Origin of the sequence: Streptomyces sp. NPDC048603 (genome assembly GCF_043199475.1) — a bacterium.
Taxonomy (GTDB): Bacteria; Actinomycetota; Actinomycetes; order Streptomycetales; family Streptomycetaceae; genus Streptomyces.
The window spans coordinates 62,825-85,170 of sequence record NZ_JBICVY010000001.1 but is presented as its reverse complement, the minus strand read 5'-3'; the positions used below and the strand labels follow the sequence as shown (position 1 = coordinate 85,170).

20 protein-coding genes are annotated in these 22,346 nt (G+C 72.3%); 10 read left to right on the top strand and 10 right to left on the bottom strand.

The genetic code is table 11. The features are described from left to right. Positions 1-16: 16 nt before the first annotated feature. The 5 genes from ACGFQ9_RS00450 to ACGFQ9_RS00430 all read right to left on the bottom strand — a co-directional run bounded on the left by ACGFQ9_RS00450 (position 17) and on the right by ACGFQ9_RS00430 (position 4,750). Positions 17-1,582, bottom strand: a complete 1,566-nt coding sequence (locus tag ACGFQ9_RS00450) for an alpha/beta hydrolase (RefSeq protein ID WP_393569644.1) — start codon at positions 1,580-1,582, stop codon at positions 17-19. A gap of 244 nt (positions 1,583-1,826) precedes the next feature. Then, positions 1,827-2,384: a hypothetical protein gene (locus tag ACGFQ9_RS00445; RefSeq protein WP_393569642.1), complete on the bottom strand. Its 558-nt coding sequence runs from the start codon at positions 2,382-2,384 to the stop codon at positions 1,827-1,829. Next, on the bottom strand, positions 2,381-2,758 hold the full coding sequence (locus ACGFQ9_RS00440) for a PadR family transcriptional regulator (RefSeq protein ID WP_393569640.1): 378 nt from the start codon (positions 2,756-2,758) through the stop codon (positions 2,381-2,383). Before ACGFQ9_RS00440 ends, ACGFQ9_RS00445 begins: the two co-directional genes overlap by 4 nt. A gap of 148 nt (positions 2,759-2,906) precedes the next feature. After that, positions 2,907-3,560, bottom strand: coding sequence for a response regulator (locus tag ACGFQ9_RS00435; RefSeq protein ID WP_393569638.1), 654 nt, complete (start codon positions 3,558-3,560; stop codon positions 2,907-2,909). Further along, complete coding sequence (locus ACGFQ9_RS00430) at positions 3,557-4,750, bottom strand: sensor histidine kinase (RefSeq protein ID WP_393569637.1); 1,194 nt, start codon at positions 4,748-4,750, stop codon at positions 3,557-3,559. Before ACGFQ9_RS00430 ends, ACGFQ9_RS00435 begins: the two co-directional genes overlap by 4 nt. 130 nt (positions 4,751-4,880) lie before the next feature. On the opposite strand from ACGFQ9_RS00430, the gene ACGFQ9_RS00425 reads away from it, so the two are divergent. Further along, positions 4,881-5,876 carry an SDR family NAD(P)-dependent oxidoreductase gene (locus tag ACGFQ9_RS00425; protein ID WP_393569636.1) on the top strand — a complete coding sequence of 332 codons (996 nt, stop codon included), beginning with the start codon at positions 4,881-4,883 and terminating at the stop codon, positions 5,874-5,876. Between the two features lie 66 nt (positions 5,877-5,942). Here the strand turns inward: ACGFQ9_RS00425 and ACGFQ9_RS00420 are convergent, their stop codons facing one another. Further along, positions 5,943-6,077 (bottom strand): hypothetical protein, encoded by a 135-nt coding sequence (locus ACGFQ9_RS00420; protein ID WP_393569634.1) that lies wholly within the window; start codon positions 6,075-6,077, stop codon positions 5,943-5,945. A gap of 90 nt (positions 6,078-6,167) precedes the next feature. Between ACGFQ9_RS00420 and ACGFQ9_RS00415 the strand changes: the two genes are divergently transcribed. Together ACGFQ9_RS00415 and ACGFQ9_RS00410 are read left to right on the top strand one after the other, a co-directional pair. Then, positions 6,168-6,485: a hypothetical protein gene (locus ACGFQ9_RS00415; RefSeq protein WP_393569632.1), complete on the top strand. Its 318-nt coding sequence runs from the start codon at positions 6,168-6,170 to the stop codon at positions 6,483-6,485. 195 nt (positions 6,486-6,680) lie between these two features. Continuing rightward, positions 6,681-6,917: an EF-hand domain-containing protein gene (locus tag ACGFQ9_RS00410; RefSeq protein WP_393569631.1), complete on the top strand. Its 237-nt coding sequence runs from the start codon at positions 6,681-6,683 to the stop codon at positions 6,915-6,917. Between the two features lie 103 nt (positions 6,918-7,020). Here ACGFQ9_RS00410 and ACGFQ9_RS00405 read toward each other — a convergent pair whose 3' ends face one another. Together ACGFQ9_RS00405 and ACGFQ9_RS00400 are read right to left on the bottom strand one after the other, a co-directional pair. Then, the gene (locus ACGFQ9_RS00405; RefSeq protein WP_393569629.1) at positions 7,021-7,377 is read right to left on the bottom strand and encodes an SH3 domain-containing protein; all 357 of its coding nucleotides are present in this window, start codon (positions 7,375-7,377) and stop codon (positions 7,021-7,023) included. Between the two features lie 191 nt (positions 7,378-7,568). Continuing rightward, the gene (locus ACGFQ9_RS00400) at positions 7,569-11,669 is read right to left on the bottom strand and encodes a hypothetical protein (protein WP_393569627.1); all 4,101 of its coding nucleotides are present in this window, start codon (positions 11,667-11,669) and stop codon (positions 7,569-7,571) included. Positions 11,670-12,061: 392 nt separating this feature from the next. Here ACGFQ9_RS00400 and ACGFQ9_RS00395 point away from each other — a divergent pair, with 392 nt between their 5' ends. Further along, on the top strand, positions 12,062-12,547 hold the full coding sequence (locus ACGFQ9_RS00395; RefSeq protein WP_393569625.1) for a DUF3592 domain-containing protein: 486 nt from the start codon (positions 12,062-12,064) through the stop codon (positions 12,545-12,547). A gap of 143 nt (positions 12,548-12,690) precedes the next feature. Here the strand turns inward: ACGFQ9_RS00395 and ACGFQ9_RS00390 are convergent, their stop codons facing one another. Beyond that, entirely contained in the window at positions 12,691-13,893 is a 1,203-nt protein-coding gene (locus ACGFQ9_RS00390; RefSeq protein WP_393570757.1) for a cytochrome P450, read from the bottom strand. Between the two features lie 390 nt (positions 13,894-14,283). Between ACGFQ9_RS00390 and ACGFQ9_RS00385 the strand changes: the two genes are divergently transcribed. Further along, a complete protein-coding gene (locus tag ACGFQ9_RS00385; RefSeq protein WP_393569623.1) occupies positions 14,284-15,786 on the top strand; it encodes a hypothetical protein in 1,503 nt (500 codons plus the stop codon). Between the two features lie 225 nt (positions 15,787-16,011). Here the strand turns inward: ACGFQ9_RS00385 and ACGFQ9_RS00380 are convergent, their stop codons facing one another. Next, complete coding sequence (locus tag ACGFQ9_RS00380) at positions 16,012-16,440, bottom strand: hypothetical protein (RefSeq protein ID WP_393569622.1); 429 nt, start codon at positions 16,438-16,440, stop codon at positions 16,012-16,014. Between the two features lie 305 nt (positions 16,441-16,745). Here ACGFQ9_RS00380 and ACGFQ9_RS00375 point away from each other — a divergent pair, with 305 nt between their 5' ends. From ACGFQ9_RS00375 to ACGFQ9_RS00355, 5 genes are all read left to right on the top strand, one after another. Continuing rightward, positions 16,746-17,978: an exo-beta-N-acetylmuramidase NamZ domain-containing protein gene (locus ACGFQ9_RS00375; RefSeq protein ID WP_393569620.1), complete on the top strand. Its 1,233-nt coding sequence runs from the start codon at positions 16,746-16,748 to the stop codon at positions 17,976-17,978. 158 nt (positions 17,979-18,136) lie between these two features. Further along, positions 18,137-19,117 carry a GNAT family N-acetyltransferase gene (locus tag ACGFQ9_RS00370; RefSeq protein ID WP_393569618.1) on the top strand — a complete coding sequence of 327 codons (981 nt, stop codon included), beginning with the start codon at positions 18,137-18,139 and terminating at the stop codon, positions 19,115-19,117. After that, entirely contained in the window at positions 19,114-20,460 is a 1,347-nt protein-coding gene (locus ACGFQ9_RS00365; protein WP_393569616.1) for an ABC transporter substrate-binding protein, read from the top strand. The genes ACGFQ9_RS00370 and ACGFQ9_RS00365 overlap by 4 nt, the downstream gene beginning before the upstream one ends. Beyond that, complete coding sequence (locus ACGFQ9_RS00360; RefSeq protein ID WP_393569614.1) at positions 20,454-21,416, top strand: carbohydrate ABC transporter permease; 963 nt, start codon at positions 20,454-20,456, stop codon at positions 21,414-21,416. Before ACGFQ9_RS00365 ends, ACGFQ9_RS00360 begins: the two co-directional genes overlap by 7 nt. Then, entirely contained in the window at positions 21,413-22,282 is an 870-nt protein-coding gene (locus ACGFQ9_RS00355) for a carbohydrate ABC transporter permease (protein ID WP_393569612.1), read from the top strand. Before ACGFQ9_RS00360 ends, ACGFQ9_RS00355 begins: the two co-directional genes overlap by 4 nt. Positions 22,283-22,346: the final 64 nt, after the last annotated feature.

Genomic DNA, 22,346 nt, shown 5'->3' with positions numbered 1-22,346 from the left:
AGCCAGTCACAGCCGATCAGGAGAAGGGCTGCTTGTCAGGACGGCAGACGGTCCCGGGCGGCGGCAGCGTGCCGTCGACGAAGTAGCGGCTCTCGTACGTCTTCACACAGCTGCTGGCGTTGTTGAACAGGGCGGTGTGGCCGTACCCGTCATGGGTGAGCAGGCGCGCATCGGCCAGTTCCCCCGCCATCGCCTCGGAGCCCGCGTACGGGGTGGAGGGGTCGTACCTGGTGCCGACCACGAGGACGGGCTGAGCGGTGGGCTTGTTCCACGGTCCGGCGTACCCGTTGGCGGCCCGGGCCGGCCAGGTGGCACACGGCTCCCCGGACCAGGTCCAGTAGCGGCCGGCGTCGCCCGCCCGCTGTGCGCTGTTCTCCTCCAGACGGTGGTAGGCGGCGGGATCGCGGGGGTTGGGGCTGTCGCCGCACCACACGGCCATCGCCTGTTCGTCGCCGAGATACGGGTCGGGGTGCGCGACGGGCGGCGGGGGCGGGAACGTGGGCGGCTTCGGGACCCGGCCCTGCCACAGGTCCTGCAGGCGGCGGGCGAGGTCCGCCCAGCCCGGGTCGACGATGTAGAGGCTGCTCACCGTGTCGCCGACCGTCCTGGCGTACGTCCACGTGTCCACCGGGTGCTCCCTGAGGCGCTGCATCAGCTGCTCGAACTTCGCGCGGGTCGCCTTCGGGCTGCCGGCCGAGAAGGCACAGCGGCTCGTGGGAGCGGATCCGCACAGGTCGAGGAACCGGTTCAGGGTGGCCGCGGCACTGCGGTCGGAGCCCATGCGCAGGAAGGTGGGCGCCCGGGCGTCCGGCCGGTTGTCGTTCGTCCACGCGGAGGGCGCGATGTTGCTGTCCAGGACCATGGCGCGGACCTTGCCCGGGAACAGGTTGGCATAGGTCGCGCCGAGGATCGTGCCGTAGGAGACGCCGAAGTAGTTGAGCCGCGGCTCGCCCACCGCCCGCCGGAGCAGGTCCAGGTCCCGGGCTGTGTCGGCGGTCGACACGTGGCGCAGGAGGTCGGCGTCGCGCTTCTCGCAGAGCCGGCCGAGGTCCTCGTAGGCATCGATCCAGGCAGTGCGCTCCTTCGCACCCACGGGGAAGCCGACCGGCTTGGAACGCCCCCACGCCTCGGCAGCGCCGGTGCTGTCGAAGCAGTTCACCGCCGTGCTGTTGCCGATGCCGCGGGGATCCCAGCTGACGATGTCGAACCGCTCCCGCACCTCCTTCGGGAAGGAGTCGTAGTTCTGCGGGACCTGCACCGTCCCGGGGCCACCCGGCCCGCCGGGGTTCACGAAGAGGGTTCCGATACGGTGCGCTCCGTCGGTCGCCTTCCTGCGGACCACGGCCAGGTCGATGCTGCGGCCGGCGGGGGCGTCGTGGTCGAGGGGAACGCGTGCGGTGGCGCAGTCGTACGGGCTGCCGGTCGTGCAGGGACTCCAGTCCAGCCGGGGGACACCTGCAGGGGGCGACGGCGTGTCCTGCGCCCCGGCGGGTCCGGGGCAGCCGAGTACCGTCGAGCAAACCGCCGCGGCGAGGAGCACCGCCGCGCGATGGCGGCGGCCGCCTGCCGGTCCGAGCCGCATGGCCGGCCCTCCTCCGTTGTGCCCGGGGCCCGCCGACCGCGCAGCTGCAGCCGCAGTACGGCGAGAGCCCCTGCAACCACCAAACCTCGGTTCACCCGCCCGCGCGACCCGAGGCATGCAACCCGGCGACCGGCGCAATGGTGATCAAGAGGCGCAGTGCCTCGAGGCCGAACGGAAGCGATGCCGTCCGGGTTCTCCACGCGACGGAATCCCACGGTCTCCGCCCGGGCCGGAGCTGCGGCGCTCAGGGCCGGCCCCTCTTCTTGGCCCGCGCGTCGGCGACGGCGTAGGGCAGTCCGGGGAGCAGCAGGAGCGGTGCCGCCCACAGGGGCAGGTCGAACAGCACCCGGTCGCCGGCCAGCCAGTCGGTGAGGAATGCCGCGGGCAGGGCGGTGGCGAAGGCGAGGGCCCAGCTCCGGCGCATGCCGAGGCTGCCGCGCCGTAGTTCCCAGGCGACGGTGGCGGTGCCGAGCACCGCCCAGAAGGCGAGCTGCCCGGGGGTTACGTCCAGGCTGGTGGTCCACTGGGTCAGGTACAGGAACAGCAGGACGCAGCCGATGACGTAGCACCCCAGGGAAGCGGTGCGCAGCATCCGGCGGGGGAGCGGGGCGCGTGCCCGCGCCCATGCGGCGGCGAAGGCACGGACGTCGCGGCCGACGACGTCCTGCCCGGTGCGGCCGGCTGCCTGCGCGTCCTCCAGGTGCGCGGAGAGCTCCTCGAGCATCTCCCTCATCGATGCCTCGTCGATCCCCCGGTACTCCCAGTTGGTGCGGCAGGCGGCGAGGATCTTCGCGTTCGTCATGGTGTGGTTCCCCCCGTGGGTTCCGTGGCGGTCAGGATGCGGCCCACCTGCCCGGCGAAGGCCAGCCAGTCGGCCCGGCCGCCGCTCAGTTCGGCGTGCCCCGCCTCGGTCAGGCGGTAGTACTTGCGCGGGGCACCACCGCTCGGGGACGGAGCGCGGTACGAGGAGATGAGCCCTGCCCGCTCCATCCGTGCGAGCAGCGGGTAGATACTGCCGTCGCTGACCAGCTCCAGCCCGCCACCGGCGAGCGCCTCGGTGAACTCGAAGCCGTACCTGGGCCGTTCGGCGATCAGCGAGAGCAGGCACAGGTCGAGCACCCCACGCAGGAGCTGACTGCGCCGCTGGTCACCGGCCGCGGACAGTTCCTTTGTCATGCGGTACAAGATAGTCAGCAAGTACCTTGCACCACAAGAGACTAGAGGGGCCGCTCCGACCGGCTCTGACCAGCCGTCAGAAACCTCGGGCACTCGCCCCTGACAGCCGGCGGCGACAGATCCCGGGCGGATTCTTCCTCGCGTGGGCTCAGTCCGGAGTGATGCCGGCGAGGACGGCGAGAACAGCGAGACGGATGCGGTTGTCCCGGCCCGTCTTCGCCATCAGGTTCGCCACGTGCGTCTTCACCGTGGTGACCCCGAGGTGCAGCCGGTCGGCGATCTCCTTGTTGGACAGGCCCACGCCGAGCAGTCCGAGTACCTCCCGCTCGCGAGGGGTGATGGCGGGCACCGGGACGTCCGTGGGGATCGCGGGGGAGGGCCGGGTGTGGAGGGCCCGGGCGACGAGGCGGCCGAGGACGTCCCGGCTGAACGGGGCCTCTCCGCCCGCTGCCCGGCGTACGGCCTCCAGGAGTTCGGCCGGTGGGGTGTCCTTGACGAGGAAACCGCAGGCTCCGGCCGCGAGCGCCGGATACAGATGGTCGTCGTCGTCGAACGTGGTGAGGGCGACGACCCGGGTGGCGGGGCGGGCGGCCAGGATGCGGCGGGTGGCCGTGATGCCGTCCATCCCGGGCATTCTCAGGTCCATGAGGACGACGTCGGGGGCGAGGCGCTGCGCCAGTCGTACGGCCTCCGCGCCGTTGTCCGCCTCGCCCTGGATCTCGATGTCCCGCGCCTGCTCGAAGAGCATGCGCAGTCCCATGCGCACAAGCTGCTGGTCGTCGACGACGAGGACACGGATCACAGCTGGGGCTCCATATCGGGGGCGAGGGCGGGCAGTTCGGCCGTGAGCCGCCAGCCCTGGGCTGCGGGGCCCGCATCCAGCCGGCCACCGAGCAGGTTCACGCGTTCGCGCATGCCGATCAAGCCGTGTCCGGGAGCGCCGGAGGCCGGTGGCCGGGCCCTGCCGGCCCCGTCGTCGTGGATCGTCACGTGGATGGCGTCATCGGCCACCCGCACCGTCAGCTCGGCGTGTGCACCGGGCCCGCCGTGCTTGGCCGCGTTCGCCAGGCCCTCCTGGGCCAGCCGGAGGACCGCGAGGCCACGTACCGCGTCGAGCCGCGCGAGACGGGGATCCACGGAAGCGGTCACGGCCAGGCCGGTCTGACGGCTGTGTTCCACCACCGACTCCAGTGCAGACGGCAGCGCCCCGGCCGTCACCAGGGACCCGGTGTCGGGTCCGGTCCGGTCCGGGGCGCGCAGCACGGTGACCAGGCGCCGCAGATCGGTCAGTGCCGCGCCCGCGCTGGAGTGCAGGTCGTCGAGGACCTCGGTGATCCGCGGGTCGGTGGTGCTGGTGGCGGCGACGACATGCCGGGCGACACCGACGCGCAGCACCATGGAGGAGACGTGGTGGGCCACCAGGTCGTGCAGCTCGCGCGCGATGGTGGTGCGCTCCGCCACGCGAGCGGTCAGCAGCTGTTGTTCGGCGCGGAGCTCCTGCTGTTCGGCGTACTGACGGGCGTGCACGGCGGCGTCGCGGGTCACGCGGACGTACGCGCCCAGGAGCAGGGGCAGGCCCGCCACGATGCCCATCTTGTAGAGCACCGGGAGGAGTTCGCCGGGCAGGTCCTCGAGGCGGTTCACGGCGACGGCCATCGCCAGTGCCGCCGTCCCGGCGGCGAGTCGCCGCCCGGACTGCCGAACCGCCAGCTCGAAGAGCGTCACGGCGGCCAGCACCTTCAGCGAAGCAGTGGTGCTCGCCCCCAGCTCGTGTGCGGCAACGAGCAGGACCGACTGGGCCAGGAGCGCGCCGAACGCCCACTTGCCCGCGGCCAGGCACAGCACGAGCCCGGCTGCTGCAAGCCCCCACTCTCCCGCCCCGGAGGGACTCTGCCGCAGCAGGAAATCGCCGATCAGGACGCCTGCGAGCGCGACGGCCCGAATGGCGGCGAATCTCCTTTCGAACGCAAGCTCGATCCAAGGTCTGTTCACGGGGCTCACGATAGGTGGTCGCCCGTGCCCCGGGGTCCTGCCATGGGAGGAGGGCAACTCCTCCTGCCGGCCGCGATGTCCGGCCCGAGGAGGGATCCGTGTCCCGGGAAGGGCTGCGAGCGTGATCGCCATGGATACGAACACGAACAAGAACACGAACAAGAACACGGACACGCCTACCGACGCGAACACGAGAGCCGCTGCCACGGGCCGGCGGGCCCTCCTCGGTGGTGCTGCCGCCCTGGGCCTGGCGGGCGCGGCCTTCGCCACCACCGCCCATGCCGCTGCCGCCCAGGCCGTCGGCACCCGGCCCCGGTCCCGCACGGCGGCCGGCCGTTTCGAGGGGAAGTCGGTGCTGATCACGGGTGCCACATCGGGCATCGGCAGGGCGGCGGCGAAGGCGTTCGCCCGGGAAGGCGCCCATGTCGGGTTCTGCGGCAGGCGGGCCGAGTTGGGGCGCCAGGTGGAACGGGAGATCCGGGACGAGGGCGGCGAAGCCACGTACATCCAGGCCGATGTACGCGTGAACGACCAGGTGCGCAGCTTCGTGGACCGGGTCGCGAGCCGCTACGGCGGCATCGACGTGGCCTTCAACAACGCCGGCATCGGCGGCGGCAAGCCCCTCCACGAGATGAGCGTCGAGGAATGGGATGACATCCAGGCCACCAACGCCCGGGGAGTGTTCCTCGCGATCAAGTACGAGATTCCGCACATGCTCAGGGCGCAGCGCGGCGTCATCATCTGCACCTCGTCGTCAGCGGCCGAACAGGCGCGGCCGAACGGCGCTGCGTACACCGCCGCCAAGAGGGCGGTGCAGGGCATCGTGAAGTCGGCAGCGCTCGCGTACGGACCCAAGGGAATCAGGGTCAACGCCCTGCTGCCCGGCACCACCGACACCCCCTTCGTACGCCCGCCGGGAATCCCGGACGCGGATTGGGCCACGTACAAGCGGGCGTGGGGGCCGCTCAACGTCGACGGTCTCGAACGGATGGCCGACGCGGAGGAGATCGCGCGCGCGGTGCTCGGGCTGGCATCCGACGACTTCCCGTACATGACGGGTGCGTCGGTCACCGTGGACGGCGGAAGCACCGCGGGCCGGAAGATGATCCAGCCGAGCGGCGCCTGAGGCCACCCTGGGGAGGCCCGCAGCGATTCGCCGGCACACCAACAGCGGCAGACCGCTGACGCTTCCTCACGGAGCGGGGACGGCTGTGTGGCGGCCCTGCTCGACCGTCAGGTGGAGCAGTACGTGGACGATCTGCTCCCCGACCACGATCTGGCGACGGCTTCCGTTCGCCATTTCCGGGTGGTGCGTGCCGGTACTCACCTGACCGCCTTCCTCCTTCCTCCAACTGGCTGCTGACCACAGGTTCGCCGTGGAGGAGAACACACCCGAGTCACCTGCCCTCTTGAACGTGTGGCTGGACGGGTCACCGACGCGGCCTTCGACCTCTCAGACATCCGGGGAGCCGTCCTGGACGCCGGCCCGGGGGAGACCGCGATATCCCTGGGCGCCGGCGGCCGGCTCTGCGCCGCCGCCGGCGAGTACCGCCTGGACGACCGTTCATGGCACCTGTCGGCCGCAGGCATCGCCGAGCGGGTCTTGCTGCAGCTGGCCGAGCAGGGTCGGGTGGAGGCGGAGGCTGCCGTTGCGGTGGCTCCGGTGACAGCGCAGGTGGCGGGGCCTCTCGATCGTGCGGCCGGCCGATTCCCGGCTGTCGGAGTGCGGCGATGAGGGGCTGCCCGGCCACGCCAGGAAACGGTTCGACGATTCTTACGAACGGGTTGCGCACCCCTCGCCGCCGACACAGGACTCCCGCGCCCCGAGGCGGCCACCATGGACGTCACGAACTCCGGGTGTCTCGCCGGGTGTTTCGCCCGCGGGAAGCGGGGCATCCGCGTCAGAAATGCCGAGGAAGGAGATCCTGACATGGAGGCCGGGGCGAACGAACAGGCGGACGTGCGGACCGTGTTCGGGACGTTCGACACCGATGACGACTGGATGCTGGACGTCCACGAATTCGGCCGGGCACTCGCGCGGCTGACGTGGCACGGCAGGAGCCCCGAGGAGGTGGAACGGCTGTTCCTGCGGGCGGACGTGGACGGTGACGGTCTGCTGACCCTTCCCGAGTTCGAAGAGTGCGTGGCCGGCTTGCAGCACCCGTGACGGCGGGCGGGCCGCAGGACCGTGCCCGTCGAACGACGAGGGTCGCCGTGGCCGGCTCCCGCGGGAGCCGGCCACGGCGGGCCGGGTGGGTGGGGACGGCAGGTCAGCAGTGCGGCACGGACGTCTGGCCGCCGACCAGGGACGAGTGCACGTATCCGGTGCCGACCGGGCTGGAGACCCGGAACCACCGGTTGGACGCGTAGTTCGAGCTGGGCGGGTAGACCCACTGGCTGTCCAGCCAGCACTGCATGCTCACACCGGTACCGTTGCTGAGGTAGCCGTACGAGCCGCAGGCGGTGCTGGCACAGCTGCGGACGTTCGCCCCGCCGCTGTTGGACGAGATATAGCTGCCGGCGGCCTCGGCCGTGGTGGCGCCGGCGAGCGCAGCGGTCACGGCCAGGCCCGCCGCGGCGGCGGCCAGTCCGGTCCGGCTCCGCAGGGCGCTGGTGATGCGTCGCATCGTCTGTCTCCTTCGCTCGGTGTCGCGGGTCCGCCGACCGGGCCCTGCCTTTGCTGCCCGGTGGCGCCCCACCAGCAAGCCCTGCCGGACCGGACCGGCGGAAGGGAAGAACCGCAGGCCGGACGGGTCCGGACGGGACTCCGTACAAATCCGTACAGCCGGGGAGTCCGTTCCGTGGACCCGCCGGCAGGTCACGGGCACGGAGGCGCGTACGGCAGCCCCGGCAGCAGGGACGCCCACTCGGCCCGTGTGATCGGCGACCCCGCGCGTTCGCACACGTGCCGGGCGGAGTCCTCCGCATCGGTGCTCCACACCAGGGCGGCCGCCGCCGACCCGCCGGCCGCCAGCGAACGCCCGTCCGGGCTGTAGGCGAGGGCGTACCCCTTGCCGCCGAGACCGCTCAGCACGGCCCGCACACCGGGCCGGCCCGCCCCGGCGCGGCCGAGGCCGCCGGTGTCCCACAGCCAGACCGTGCCGTCGGTACTCGCGGCGGCCAGGGTCCGGCCGTCGGGCGCGAACCCGAGGGCGTACACGTAGCTGCTGGGCCCGGTCAGCGGCGGCCCGGCGCTGACCGGCGGCCCGGCGGCCACCGGGCCCGCCCGCCCTCCGTCCCCGGGACCGTCGAACCGCCACAGCCATACGTCGCGGTCGCCGGTGCCGGCGGCGAGGGTCCGGCCGTCGGGGCTGAAGGCCACGGACATCACGTAACCGCCCGGCCCGTGCAGGGTGGACTCCGCCTTCGGCACACCGCCGTCCGCGGGAATCCGCCACACCAGCACCTGCTTGTCGACGGTGCCCGCCGCCAGCCGCCGCCCGTCCGGGCTGAACGCCACCGAGTAGACGAAGTTGGTCGGTTCCGTCAGCTCGCCCGTCTGCCGGGGCCGGTCCGGGTCACTGGTGTCCCACAGCCGCACGGTACGGCCCTCGCTGCCGACCGCCAGGGTCCGCCCGTCCGGCGAGAACACGGCGGACTGCACGGTTCCGGTGCCGCCGGAGACTGGTTCGCCGCGCGGCGCGGCCCGTTCGGGCCGGCTGGTGTCCCACAGCCACACCTTGCCGTCCCGACCGCCGACCGCGAGGGTGCGGCCGTCGGGGGAGAAGGACAGAGTGCCCGAATAGCCCGTGGGGTTGGCCAGCGGCCGGCCCACCGGCCGAGGCCGCCACGGATCCCGCACGTCCCACAGGTGCACCTCCTTCGCGGCGATGGCGAGCAGGGTCCCGTCCGGCCCGTAGGCCACGGCGTTCACGGTGCCCTGCATGCCGCGCAGCGGGCGGCCGGGCAGCTGCCAGATCCGTACGGTGCCGTCGGCGGCGCCGGTGACCAGGCCCTGCCCGTCCGGCAGGAACACGAGCGAGGTGACCGGACCCGGGTGCGGGAACACGCCGGCCGGGGCGAGCGTCGCCGCGTCGTACAGGCGCACCTGGTTGTCGGCGCTTCCGGTGGCCGTCCACCGGCCGTCGGCACTGTGCGCGACCGTGTTCACGTAGCTGGCCGGCCCGTCCGCGGCCGCCGGCGCACCACCCAGGACGTGCGGGGCCGGCCGCGCCCGGTCCCGGGGCCCGGGCACCGCCCACGTCCGGGTGGTCCGGTCCTGGCTGCCGGCCGTGATGCGGCTGCCGTCCGGGGTGAAGGCCAGCCCGAACACCGGACCCGCGGCACCGGTCAACGGCCCTGCGTAGGGCACCGGTTCCCCGGTTCCGGAGGTGTCCCACAGGCGAACGGCTCCGTCGGCCCCGCCGGCCGCGAGGGTACCGCCGGAGGGACGGAACGCGACCGAGTGGACGGGCCCCTCGAACCCGCCCAGCCGCCGGGCGCCGCCGAAACCGCCGCTGCCCGTCCCGGCTCCGCTGCCCGTCCCGGCCCCGCCGTCCGCCCCGCCGCCGCGCCAGACGTACACCCCGCCATCGGCGGACCCGGCCGCGATCGCACCCCCGTCCGGGGCGAACGCCAGCCCGTACACCGCGGACGAAGGCCCGGACAGGACACCGCCACCCGGACTCCCCTCCGGCGGGCCGGCGGGTTCCCACACCCGTAGGGTCCCGTCACCCGCGCCGGCCGCCAGCCGCCGGCCGTCCGGGCTGAACGCGAGGGCGTACACCGTGTCCGCGAAGACCGGCGACGGAACGTCCAGCCGCCGTGGCCGGGCGGTGTCCCGCAGATCCCACAGGGCGATCGTCCGGTCCAGGCCGGCCGCGGCCAGGGTGCGCCCGTCCGGACTGAGCGCGACCGACTGCACCACCCCGCGGAAGGCCGTCAGCCGGGTGACCGAGGGCAGCGCCGAGACGTCCGTCAGGGCCGCCCGGGCCTCGGCGGTGGGCGCCGTCCGGTACGCCACGAGGCTCAACTGGGCGGCCAGCGCCAGGTCGCTGCCGCGCAGCCGCTCCGACCGGGCCGCGACCAGCCGGGACAGCGCCACCCTGCGCTGCTGCTCGGCGTCCCGCCGCTGCACCAGTGCCACCGCCGCCAGCGCCCCCACGACCGTGGCCAGGGCGGTCAACAGGGCCAACAGCTGTCGCAGCCGCCGGACGCGCCGCCGGTCCCGGCGGGCACGCTGCTCCTCCGCGGTGCGGCTCGCCGCGAGGAACGCCGTCTCCCGCTCCGTCAGTTCGTGCGTGCGTCCGTCGGCTTCGACCCAGCGGGTGGCCAGGGCCAGCCGGGTGCCCCGGTAGAGCAGCGAGCGTTCCCCGTCCGCCGCGCGCCAGCGTTCCGCGTCACGCGTCAGGTCCTGCCACACCAGATGCCCGGCGCGGTCGGCCTCGATCCAGCCGCGGAGGCGCGGCCAGGCGGACAGGAGCGCCTCGTGGGTGATCCGCGCGCCGTACCCGTCCAGCGTGACCAGGCGCCGGTCCACGAACTGCTCCAGCACCTCGTACACGCGTCCGGCCCCTCCATCCGCGGACTCGTCCGCAGACCGTGACGCGCCGGGCAGGGGCAGCACCCGGCGGGTGTCCGGTACGCCGTCCCCGACCGCGACCATGCGCAGGAACAGGGTCCGCGCGAGGCCGCGCCGGCCCTCGGCCAGTTCCGCGTACGCCTCCTCCGCGCTGGCGGAGACGGCCGCGGACATGCCCCCGCCCGCCCGGTAGTCGGCGATGGTGAGGACCGTTCCCCGGCCCCGCTCCCAGGTCGACAGCAGGGCGTGCGAGAGCAGGGGCAGAGCGCCCGCACCGGAGTTCCGCAGGTCCGAGGCCAGCAGGTCGGCGAAACCCTCGTCCACGGTGAGCCCGGCCTTGGCGGCCGGGCCGTGCACCACGCTGTGGATCTCCTCGGCGGTGAGCGCTCCGACGACGATCTGGCCGCGCTGCAGGGCCGTACCGAGGGCGGGTTCCTGGAGGGCCTGGGCGTAGAAGTCGGCGCGCAGGGCACCGATGACGTGCACACGCGCCGAGGGGAGCGCGGCCAGGCAGGCCAGGAACCGGTCCCGTTCGGCGGGCTCGTCGCAGACGGTGAAGACCTCCTCGAACTGGTCGACGGCCACCAGGACGCGGACCCCCCGGCGTTCGGCCCACCGGTCCAGGTCGGCGGCGGCCTCCCCGGGGTCCGAACCCGGGCCGGAGGCGGAGCCGGTGGCCGTGTCGGCGCCCGTGGCGGTGCCGGGGTCGGTGCCGGTGCCCGCGGCGGGGTCGGAGTCAGTGCCGGACCCGCCACCGGCTGCGCTGCCCTCCGGTCCGGACGTCAGGGCGGCCAGGGCATGCAGGAGTGCCGAGGCCGGCGCCTTGCCCGGCGTCAGCAGGCAGGGGGTGAAACCGTGTTCCCCGCGCAGCACGGGAAGCACCCCGGCCCGCAGCAGGGAGGACTTTCCCGATCCGGACGCTCCCACCAGCAGGTGCGGGAACCCGGGCCCGTGGGTCAGGACCTGCTCGACGACCGCGTCCCGCAGGCGCGTCCGGCCGAAGAACCAGTCGGCGTGGTGCTCCTCGAACCCGGCCAGACCCCGGTACGGCACCACGCCCCGGGCCGCGCGCGGGGTACGGGCCCGCCGGAGATCGGCCAGGCGCTCCAGCCAGCGCCCGGTCTCGGCGGGCCCGGACACGCCCAGTTCGTCCAGGACCCGGCGGAACAGCGGCAACGAGCCGATCGACGGCAGGCTCTGCCCGGCGAACCAGCCGCCGATGGTGGTGTGCGCGCCCGGCGATTCCACGCGTGCGGCGAGCATCCGCACGGTCAGCCCGGCCTTCTCGCGGAGCCGGGTCAGTTCGGCGGCGAACTCCTCCCGGGGCGCCGGACCACCCGGCGGCCCCGGCTCGGCACCCGGCTCCGGTACGGACAAGGGGTAGGGGGAACGGTCCATCGAACCTCCACGCAACGGTGTCGGTGGGACTGCGATGCGGGCAGCATCCTGCCCACGCCGACGGCACCCCGGGCCGGGTACGCCGCGAACCGGTCTCTTTTCCGTACGGCGCCCTGGAACCGAATGACTACGGACCCCGACGCGCCGCCGGGCGTCAGGCAATGCCTTGGGCCTTCGCGGCCATCGCGTCGCGGAGGTGGTTCAGGAACGCGGGGTCACCGAAGCCCGGACCTCCCGGCCGAGCGCCTTCGCGCATACGCGGAGACCGAGCCCACCGGACCCGACCCCTCGCGCCACCACGGACCACAGGGGTCTCGGCCGCCATGGGTAGGCTTCCCCGTTGACGCGCCGCACGCTGCCGCCGGCGTCGGAATCCGCCGCAGTCCCTCCTGGTGATCGGAACCGCTCTGATGTCCTCCCTCGTCCCTTGGATCCTCGCGCTGGTGTTGACGGCGTCCGGCGCGGCGATCGGCACGGCGGCGTACATCAGGGCGCGCAGGACCCAGAGGTTGCTGCGGACGGGAACCACGGCCCGGGGCGTGGTATCCCGCCTCAAGACCAGTCGGATGAGCGGCATGGACTCCGATGCCACGATCGTCTTCCGCAGCACCGGCACCACGGTCTACGCCCCGGTCATCGCGTGGACCACTGCAGGAGACCGCCGCATGGAGACCGAGTCGAGCATCGCCCGCACCAAGGACAAGACCCCTGCCCCCGGCACCCGGGTCGAGGTCCTCTACGACCCGGCGAACCCCGACCACTGGATCCTGGCGGGTGAGAGCCCCAAGCTGTGGTGGTTCGGCGCGGCCCTGGGGGCACTCTTCACCATGGCCGGGCTGGGACTGCTCGTGGGCGCCCTGTTCACGCAGGTGCTCTGACCAGGACGGTCCCGCGTGCGCGGGAAGCGGGGGAGGGCCGCAGAAGCCCATGACCTGCGTCCGTCAGCGCCGAGCCCGCGCAGCCGGCCGGCTCGGACGCCATCGCCCGGGGCGGCATCCGGGGCCGGCCTGTCGCCGGTGGCTCACCAGGTCACGTACAGGGTCTCGGGCGAACGGTGGATGAGAGTGGGGCGCATGGACGGCGGCGGTCGTCGTTCGTCCAGCCGCATATCGGGCAGTGCACGGGAGAACAGCTCCAGCGTCAGCCGGAGTTGCGCACGTGCCAGACGGGCGCCCGGACAGCTGTGCGGGCCGTGACCGAAGGCGAGGTGCTGCCGGCTTTCGAGGCGTCGTATGTCGAACCGGTCGGCTCGCGCGTGGCGATGCTCGTCGCGGTTGGCGGAGGCGTAGGCCACGAGCACCGTGGCCCCCGCGGGCAGCTTCGTCCCGGCCAGTGTCACCGGCCGCGTCGTGACCCGGCGGAAGCCCTGAATCGCCGTGTCGAAGCGAGCGCATTCCTCCACGGCAGCCCCGATCACCGTCGGATCGGAGCACAGCAGCGACCACTGCTCCCGGTCCCTGAGCAGGTGCAGCAGAGCGGTGGAGATCAGCGCGCTCGTCGTCAGGAATCCCGCGATCAGCAGATTCTGCAGGTTGGCCACCGACTCGTGGCGCTGTTCGAGCGTCAACTCGCCTTTCCCGGGGGCGAGGGCCGCGACCAGATCCGAGCAGAGATCCTCACGCGGGCGGGCCCGACGGTCGCGGACGTAGCCGTCCAGGAGGTGTTGGAGCGCCACGACGTCCTCGGCAGCGGCGACCTGCTCACTCGGGGACAGGGGCCGGAACAGCAGTTCCTCGGCGCGGTAGCCGCCGTGTACCGCCAACGGGACGTCGGAGGGCTCAAGCCCGATGAGCCGGCCGATGACCAGTCCGGGCAGCCGCCGGGCGTACGCCTCCACCAGTTCGGCGGAGCCGTCCGGGGCGAGGGCGTCCACCAGCCGCCCCGCCTGCTCACGGGCATACGGCAGCAGAGTCTGCATCCGGCCGGATGGCATGCCCTTGTTCAGCGGACTCCGGTAGCGACGGTGGGCGGCGCCGTCCGAGGAGACCACGGTCGGCCGCGGACCGAACCCTCGCGCAAGGACGCCGCGCGCGTCCTCTCCCACAGCAACGTCCGGCAGCAGCGCGTTCGCGGAAGAGAAGTCCTCGGCACGGCGCAGCACTTCCCGTACGTCGCCCTCGCGCGCGACCAGCCAGGCATCGACCTCGGGTATCCAGATCAGCCCCTCAGTACGGCGCGCGACGGCGTAACGCGGATAGGGATCGCGGTAGAACGCGTCCCGCATCGCCTGCTCGTCCTCTGGTGACACGCGATCTCCCCCTCTTGAAGCCGGCGCCGCCGCTCCTGGGCATCCCCCCCGCGCAACCGGGTGCGACGGGAATCCTGCCCGACACGCGCCCCGCCCGAAAGGGTGCCCACCTACGGTCCGGTGCTGTGCGCGACGGGCTGCTCGAGAGCACGAGCGACACCATGCCGCTGCCCTGTCACCGCCGGGTGGCCTCGCAGACGCCTGAGGCCACGGCGACCCGCGCGTGGTATCCGCCTTGTCCGGGATCGCACTCAGGCGAGCGGCTTGCGGCCCTGACCGACGGAGCACGACCGTCCCACGCCCGCAGCGCAGACGAGGCAGCCGTTGGGAGGCCCGGTTCAGCAGGCGAGGTGGCAGGATGACGTGGTGTCCGATCTCCTCCGTGAACTGTGGCTGCGAGGCATCGCCTTCAACCCGGCGGCGCCCGCCGACGTGCTGATACGTCTCCTGGACGAAGCGGCCGGTGAGGCCGGCTTGCTGATGTGCGAGGGCCGCGCCCTGCCCGAAGCAGTCATCGAAGCGGCCCTCCGCCACCCGGCCATGCGGATCCGCCGCGCCCTCGCCTGCAACCGGCACGTCGACCCCGCACGACTCGTTCCCTTGGCATCGGACCCCTCGGGGCTGGTCCGTGCGCAGCTCGCAGGCGGCACCCGCCACCAGCCCCGGTGGGTCCGGCCCCTGCCGGACGACATTCTCGTCACCTTCCTGACCGCCCGGGACGGAGGCGAGGACGGCAGGGTCACCGAATGGGAGATCGTGGGGGAGCTCTGGTCCTCCCGGCAGGTCCCTGCCTCCTTCCCGCGGGACATGGCCGGCCACGACCACCCCGCACTCCGTCTGTACGCCGCCCACCAGTGGCTGTCACTCACCTCTGCGCAGCGCAGGGCCCTGCTCGACGACCCCGACCCCGCTGTACGGGAAGCCGCCAGGAAGGGCAGCCGGCAGCTGGACCCGGAGGCGGTGGAGGCCGCCCTGCCGTCCCCCGGATCACGCAACAGGTGGTTCGTGCTCGGCACCTGTGCCCTGTCACCCGCGGTGGTCGAGCAGTGCTTCGCGGACGACGAGGTGCATCCACTGGCCCGGAACCGCCATACCCCGGCCGACGCCCTGGCCCGTCTCTCCCGCCACCCCGATGCAGAGATCCGCAGGCTGGTCGCCATCCGGCCCGACCTGGGACCGGAGGCGGCGTCGGAGTTGAGGCAGGATCCGGACGAGGACGTGCGGATGCGTGCCCGCCTCCAGCCCTCCATCTGCACCTGGGCCGAGTTCCAGGCGGTCCAGACGGTCGTCGAGCACGGTCCCGACTGCACCTGCCCGATCACGGAGCCGGCCACCGAGCCGTCACCCGACTGGTACGCCACCTGCGCGGCGTCCGGGGAACCGGTGCTCCGCCGGGTTGCGGCGAGCTGGCCCGGCCTGCCCGCAGAGCTCGTCGGGACACTGGCGCTGGACGATGACGAGGAGGTACGGATCCGGCTGGCCTGTCACCACCCACTGGCTCCGCCGCACCTCCTCCTGGACGTCTTCGTCACCCGCCCGGCCCACCGTCCTCATCTGCTGACCCTGTCCGCGTTCCCCCGAACCGGCCGGACCCACCTCATAGGCCACCCGGACCCCGAGGTGCGCACCCTGGCAGCAGCCGACCCCACCCTGCCCGAACCTCCGCTGGAAGACCCCGACGACGCAGTACGCCGGGCAGCCGCCGCCAATCCGAACGTGACACCGGAGACCCTGGACACCATCCTCACCAACCCCCGCACCGCAGAGGGCGCGGCAGCCAACCCGTCCCTCCCCGTCCCCCGCATGCACGCACTTCTCGACCACTGCCTGAACGGCGCCGCCACCCCGCCGACGGCGGCCCGACGCTGAGAGGCGACGCCCACGCGGCGGACGCCAGGCGGAGGGCAACTCCCCGTACAGCGGAGGAGGACGCAGCCATACCCGCCGACCTCGGGCCGGTACAGAACGCGCTCTGTTCGAACGGCGCGGCGGCCGGTGCCCGGGAGGTTCAGGGCAGACCTGTCCTCGGGGTCGAAGCTCTGCGGCGGCACGGAGTCGGCCCGCATCCCGGTTCGGCCGCGGTGACCATGCTGCTCAGTGTGCGCCCGTCGCGGGTGCGTGGTTCCGGGTGCTGTCCAGCCAGCTGTGCGCCCGGGGCAGGTACATGGGGATGATGGCGGCTGCGGCCAGCAGGTCGGGCAGTGCGTTGGTGGCGGTCCACCACAGGGGGCCGATGCCGTCGGTGCCCAGTCCACCGGCCCGGAACGCCAGGAAGGCGAGGCCGACGACGGTCAGGACAGTCCGGGCCCAGGGACGGCCGGCCCGTAGCCGGCCGGCCATGGCCAGCCAGCCGGCCAGGAGGGCGGCTGTCACCCCGCCGGACAAGGCGAGCTGCGCGTAGGCGGTGCTCCGGCCGGAGAACGCCGTGAGCTCCTCCAGCCCGGTGGGTGGTACCACGAACACTCCCAGCAGCCACACTGTCGCCTCCGACGCTATGGCTGCCAGGGTCAGTCCCCACGCCACCGAAATCTCCCTCGGCCTCTGCGTTGCCATCAGCTCTCCCTTCTGTGTCCGACTGGAAGGAGGTGGATCCGAGCCCGGAGGTTCCCCCTTGACGCATGATCAGAGTGCGTTTCGGACGGTTGGCGGCCTGGCGGCCTGGCGGTGGGCGGCAGGGTCGGGCCCGGACGAATAGCCGAGCCGGGTTGGCCCTGCCGGGCCACCGCATCCTCACGCTCCTCGCCTCGCTGCCCGGCCGCGGAGGGCCTCGGCACGACCTACGGGCAAATGATTGCGGAATTAGAGGACATACCAGTAAATTTCTCGCCGTGGCTTCGAGATGTCACTGGCAGACGGGGCAAAAGACCAGCACGGACGACCGCGTCCCGGTGACGACCGGGATCGCACGACTGCGCGCGTCGCCCGGACTCGCCGGGCCCGGCCGACTGGGGCTGGTGACCAACCACACCGGCGTCCTGCCCGACCTGCGTCCGGCCGCACCCGCGCTCGTCGAGGCCGGTGTGCGGCTTGTCGCTCTCTTCGGCCCCGAGCACGGTCTGTACGGGACCGGTCAGGCCGGCGAGAGCGAGCCCGCTCACGCGGATCCCACCACCGGTCTGCCGGTCCACGACACGTACCGGTGCAGCGGTGAGCTCCTCGACAAGCTCCTGCTCGACAGTGGTGTCGACGCCCTGGTGTACGACCTGCAGGACATCGGGGCGAGGTTCTACACCTACGTGTGGACCATGTTCGACCTGATGGTCTCCGCAGCGCGTACGGGCGTACGGTTCGTGGTCGCCGACCGGCCCAATCCCCTCGGTGGACTCGTCAGCGAGGGCCCGCTGCTCGACCCGGCGTGGGCGAGCTTCGTCGGGCGGGCCGCGGTACCCGTCCGGCACGGGCTCACCTGCGGCGAGCTCGCCCGGTATCTCAACGCGTCGCTGGTGTCCCGAGCGGCGGGCAATGCGGTTGACCTGACCGTCATCGACGTCGTCGGCTGGCAGCGTGCCATGAGCGCGGAGGCGACCGCCCTGCCGTGGGTCGCGCCCTCGCCGAACATCCCGACGCCCGCCACGGCCACCGTCTACCCCGGCACGTGCCTGTTCGAGGGTACGAACCTCTCGGAGGGCCGGGGCACCACACAGCCCTTCGAGATCGTCGGGGCCCCCTACATCGACGCGCGGTTCGCGTCCTCGCTCGCCGAGCTCGACCTGCCGGGTGTGCGCTTCCGTGATCTGCGGTTCGTGCCGACGTTCCACAAGCACGCCGGGCGGCAGCTGCGCGGGGTCCAGCTCCACGTCACCGACCGTGAGACCTTCGCTCCCGTACGCACCGCCGTGGCGATGCTCCACACGTTGCGGCGGCTGTACCCGGACCACTTCGCGTGGCGCGGCGTCGACAGCGGTGCGGACGGGAGTGACCGGCGTCCCTTCGTCGACCTGCTGTGGGGGTCCGACCGGTTGCGGCGTGCCGTCGACGCGGACGACGACCCACTGGCGCTGTGCGATCCGCCGGCGCCACCCGGCCGATGGGCCGGCGACGACGTGCTGATCTACCCGTGAACCCGCTGCCGCAGCGACCTGCTGCTGTCCCCTTGACGGAAGCGGATGCCGATGCAGAACCGACAGCCGCCACGGACGCCCCCCACACCGGGATCGGAGCATCTCCGGGGCGACGCGCGACCCTGTCCCCGAGCTGCGCATGGAAGGACACCCCGCCGATGACCGACCGCACAACGACATCCCGTGCCGACATCCGCGGCTTTCACACGGGCGACGGACCGCAGGTGGTGGAGGTGTGGCGGCGCAGTGCGCCGGCCGACCCCATCACCGCGGACCGCTTCCGCTCCCTGGTGCTGCTCGACGCCAACTTCGATCCGGAGGGGCTTCGGGTCGCCGTAGAGGGCGGCCGTGTCGTCGGTGCGGCTTACGCGGTGCGCCGTCTGACACCGATGGCCGGAACCGACCTGGAGCCGGAGCAGGGCTGGATCCCGTTCTTCTTCGTCGACCCGGCCGCCCGCGGGCGCGGCCTCGGCCGCCGGCTGCTGGCCGACGCCCTCGACTGGCTGCACGGCCACGGCCGAAACCAGGTGGATTTCTCCTCGTACACGCCGAACTACGTCCTCCCCGGCCTGGACGCCGAGGCGTACCCGGAAGCGGCCCGGCTCCTGGAGTCGCTGGGCTTCCGCACGCTGTACGAGGCGACGGCGATGGACCGCGGCCTGGTGGGCTACCGCCTCCCGGAGGACGTCGCGCGCCGCGTGGAGGAACTGACGGCGCAGGGCTACCGGTTCGCCACCCCCTCCGACGACGACCTGGTGGATCTCCTCGCGCTGGCCGGGAGCCGCTTCGGCCCGGACTGGGCGTGCACGATCCGGGCGTGTCTGGCCGCGGGCACGCCGCTCGACCGGATCGTTGTCGTCCGGGACCCATCGGGCCGCATGGTCGGCTGGGCGATGCACGGCGCGTTCGACGCGGTGGACGAGAGGTTCGGCCCGATCGGAGTGCTGGAGGAGATGCGCGGTACCGGACTCGGCGAGGTCCTCCTGCACCTGGTCCTGGAGCGGATGCGGGCGCGCCGCGCGCACTCCGCGTGGTTCCTGTGGACCGGCGCGCGGTCCCCGGCAGGCCACATGTACCGCAAAACCGGCTTCACCACGACCCGCGTGTTCCGCGTGATGCGCCGGAATGCCGCTCGATGACGCCTGCGCGCCCTTCCAGCGGCCTGAGCCGCCGTCACTTCGCGCTCGCGCTCCCCTCGGCGCTGCTCGCCTCCGGATGCTCCGCGCCGCACCAGGGCACCGGGCGGCCCGGAGATCCGATCGTCCTCACCTTGCTCTCCCACTACGCGAGCGGGGTGCTCAAGGAGGCCCTGCAGGGCCCGGTCGACGAGTGGAACGCCACCCACGACCGGGTCAAAGTGCAGACCGCGGCCGTCGAGTTCTCGGACCTGCTGACCACGTTCATGGTCCGGCAGGCCGCGGGCCAGGGCCCCGACATCCTCCACCCGTACTGCCTGTGGAACGGCCAACTGGTCCAGGCCGGCGTCCTGCGGCCGGCACCGTCCGAGCACGCCGAGGAGATCACACGCGGCTACAGCGAAGCGGCGGTCGACGCCGCATCGGTGGGCGGCCGCGTCTACGGCTACCCCACCGAGGTGCAGACGTACGCCCTCTACTACAACAAGCGGCTGCTGCGCGAAGCCGGCGTCGACGGCCCGCCGCGCACATGGCGGGAGATGGAGGAGACCGCCTACCGCACCGCCCGGCGCGACCGGTACGGCAACACCCTGGTCCAGGGCTTCGGACTGTCGACCGCAGACGACTCCACCACCGTCGGCCAGACGCTCGCCCTGCTCAACGCCGCCGGCGGAACCTTCGTCTCCGAGGACGGCAGGAGCACCGCCATCGACTCGCCGGCCGGCCGGGCCGTGTTCGATCTGGAGCACCGCCTCGTGGCCGGCGGCGCGAGCTCCCCCGGCGTCAACGTCTACAAGGCGTTCCGGTCCGGACAGGTCGCCATGGTGATCAGCGCCGGCTGGTGGACCGGAAGCCTGAAGACCCTGATGGGCAAGGACTACCGCGACGTCGGCGTCGCGCCGCTGCCCCTGCCCGAGACGGGCGGCAAGCGCGCCACGCTCTCCACCGGCTTCATGCTGGGGGTCAACGCGGCCGGCAAGCACCCGCACGCGGCCTGGGAGTTCCTGCGCTGGCTCAACACGGAGAAAGTGAAAGTGAACGTGAAGAGCGCCCAGGAGGGTGGGAGAGCGACCAGGATGAGCTCCCTACAGGTGTCGGCCGGCTCCCTGACCGGCCGCGCCGATGACATGCGGACGCTTCTGAGCGGCCACGGCGATGCCAACCTGCACCCCTTCCTGGACGCGCTGGCGTACTCGGTACCGGAGCCGAACGTGCCCGGCGCCCAACAGGCCAAGTCGCTGCTGCGCAAGAACATCGAGGCGCTGTGGACCGGTCAGCATTCGGTCGACCAGGCACTGCGCGCCACCCGCCGCCAGGTCGACCGAGAGGTGTCGCGCTCATGGTGAACACGCTGACGCCGGCGGCGACCGGGCGGGCGGCGCCCGGCACGCGGGTCGCCGGGCCCGCCGTGAACGGCAGCAGCCGGACCCACCGCCGCCAAGCCGTTGTCGCGTACCTCTTCCTGGCACCGACGCTGCTGTTCTTCGCCGTCTTCCTGATCCTGCCGCTCGGCTTCGCACTGATGCTGTCGATGTCCCGCTGGGCCGGGTTCGACCTCGGAGACATCGAACAGGTCGCCGGGGAGAACTTCGCGGGTCTCTTCGCGGACGGATCGACGTTCCTGGCGCCGATCCTCACCAACACGCTGCTGTTCGCCCTGGGCACCGTGGTCCTCGCGCTCGCCGGCTCCGTGGTCGTCGCAACCTGCATCGACAACCTGCGGTTCCAGGGTCTGTGGCGCACCCTGTACTTCCTGCCGATCGTGACGACCGTCGTCGCCGTCGGCAACGTGTGGAAGTACATGTACGAGCCGGGCGGCCTCGTCAACGGCACGCTCAACGCCCTCGGGCTCGGCTCGGTGGCCTTCCTCCAGGACCCGGACACCGCGCTGCCCTCGGTCGTGGTCGTTCAGGCCTGGGCATCGGTCGGCTCGGCGATCCTCGTCCTGACGGCCGGGCTCAAGTCCATTCCCGAGTCGTACTACGAGGCCGCAGCCCTCGACGGCGCCGGACCGGTCACCGTCTTCCGGAAGATCACACTGCCGCTGCTGCGGCCGTCCCTGTTGCTGGTGTGCATCACCCAGCTCATCAGCGGTCTGCAGTCGTTCGCGCTGATCACCGTGATGACCAAGGGCGGGCCGGGTGACGCGACCAACGTGGCCGCTCTGGAGATGTACCGGCAGGCGTTCTCGTACGGCCGCTGGGGACCTGCGAGCGCTGCCGCCTTCGTCCTGTTCGTGGTGGTCCTCATGGTCACCCTGGCACAGTTGTGGATCTTCCGCCGGAAGGGGGAGGACGCATGATCCGCCGCCGTTTCCCGTGGTTCTCGTATCTGGTGGTCGTGACCGGCGCCGTGCTCACGGTGGTGCCGTTCCTCGACATGGTGATGACCTCGTTCAAGGGGGCCGGCGAGGCCGGCACGCTGCCGTACCGGTTCCTGCCCGAGGCGTTGGACCTGTCGAACTACCGGGCAGCGATTCACCAGCTCGATCTGCCGGTGCTCTTCCGGAACAGCGTCATCGCAACCGCCGTGATCACCGGGTCGGTGCTGTTCACGTCATCGCTCGCCGGCTACGCGCTCGCCAAGCTCCGCTTTCCCGGCCGGACCTTGATCTTCCGACTCGTGCTGTCGACCATGATGTTCCCCCCGTTCCTCTTCTTCATCCCGCACTTCCTGATCCTGGTGCACTGGCCCCTGGCGGGCGGCAACGACCTGCTCGGACGCGGGGGCGCAGGCCTGACCGTCAGCATCGCGGCGCTCGCCATGCCGTTCCTCGTCAACGGATTCGGGATCTTCCTGATGCGCCAGTTCATGGTCTCGATCCCGGACGAGGTCCTGGAGGCCGCGCGCATCGACGGTGCCGGCGAGTTCGCCGTGTGGTGGCGGATCGTCGTCCCGCAGACCAGGCCGGTCCTGCTGACGCTCGGCCTGCTGACCTTCGTCCACGCGTGGAACGAGTACATCTGGGCGCTGCTCATCTCGACCGCCAACCCGGACGTGATGACCCTGCCCGTCGGCATCCAGCTCCTGCAGGACCACGTGGACCCGACCCGCACGATGCCGATCGTCATGGCCGGTCTCGTCCTGAGCACCACGCCGGTCCTGATCCTCTTCCTGCTGCTGCAGAAGTACTACATCCGCGGCGTGATGCTCAGCGGCCTCAAATAGGGGCGTCGGAGCGAGGGGGCGTCCGCTCGCGTGGCCTTCGATCTGGACCTCGATGCCTGGGCTC

Excerpts from the sequence above, each read along its gene's own strand:
- ACGFQ9_RS00410 (WP_393569631.1), top strand. The coding sequence starts at position 6,681 with ATGGAGGCCGGGGCGAACGAACAGGCGGACGTGCGGACCGTGTTCGGG.
- ACGFQ9_RS00425 (WP_393569636.1), top strand. The coding sequence starts at position 4,881 with ATGGATACGAACACGAACAAGAACACGAACAAGAACACGGACACGCCT.
- ACGFQ9_RS00445 (WP_393569642.1), bottom strand. The coding sequence starts at position 2,384 with ATGACGAACGCGAAGATCCTCGCCGCCTGCCGCACCAACTGGGAGTAC.
- ACGFQ9_RS00440 (WP_393569640.1), bottom strand. The coding sequence starts at position 2,758 with ATGACAAAGGAACTGTCCGCGGCCGGTGACCAGCGGCGCAGTCAGCTC.
- ACGFQ9_RS00360 (WP_393569614.1), top strand. The coding sequence starts at position 20,454 with ATGGTGAACACGCTGACGCCGGCGGCGACCGGGCGGGCGGCGCCCGGC.
- ACGFQ9_RS00450 (WP_393569644.1), bottom strand. The coding sequence starts at position 1,582 with ATGCGGCTCGGACCGGCAGGCGGCCGCCGCCATCGCGCGGCGGTGCTC.
- ACGFQ9_RS00390 (WP_393570757.1), bottom strand. The coding sequence starts at position 13,893 with ATGCGGGACGCGTTCTACCGCGATCCCTATCCGCGTTACGCCGTCGCG.
- ACGFQ9_RS00400 (WP_393569627.1), bottom strand. The coding sequence starts at position 11,669 with ATGGACCGTTCCCCCTACCCCTTGTCCGTACCGGAGCCGGGTGCCGAG.
- ACGFQ9_RS00365 (WP_393569616.1), top strand. The coding sequence starts at position 19,114 with ATGACGCCTGCGCGCCCTTCCAGCGGCCTGAGCCGCCGTCACTTCGCG.
- ACGFQ9_RS00370 (WP_393569618.1), top strand. The coding sequence starts at position 18,137 with ATGACCGACCGCACAACGACATCCCGTGCCGACATCCGCGGCTTTCAC.
- ACGFQ9_RS00405 (WP_393569629.1), bottom strand. The coding sequence starts at position 7,377 with ATGCGACGCATCACCAGCGCCCTGCGGAGCCGGACCGGACTGGCCGCC.
- ACGFQ9_RS00355 (WP_393569612.1), top strand. The coding sequence starts at position 21,413 with ATGATCCGCCGCCGTTTCCCGTGGTTCTCGTATCTGGTGGTCGTGACC.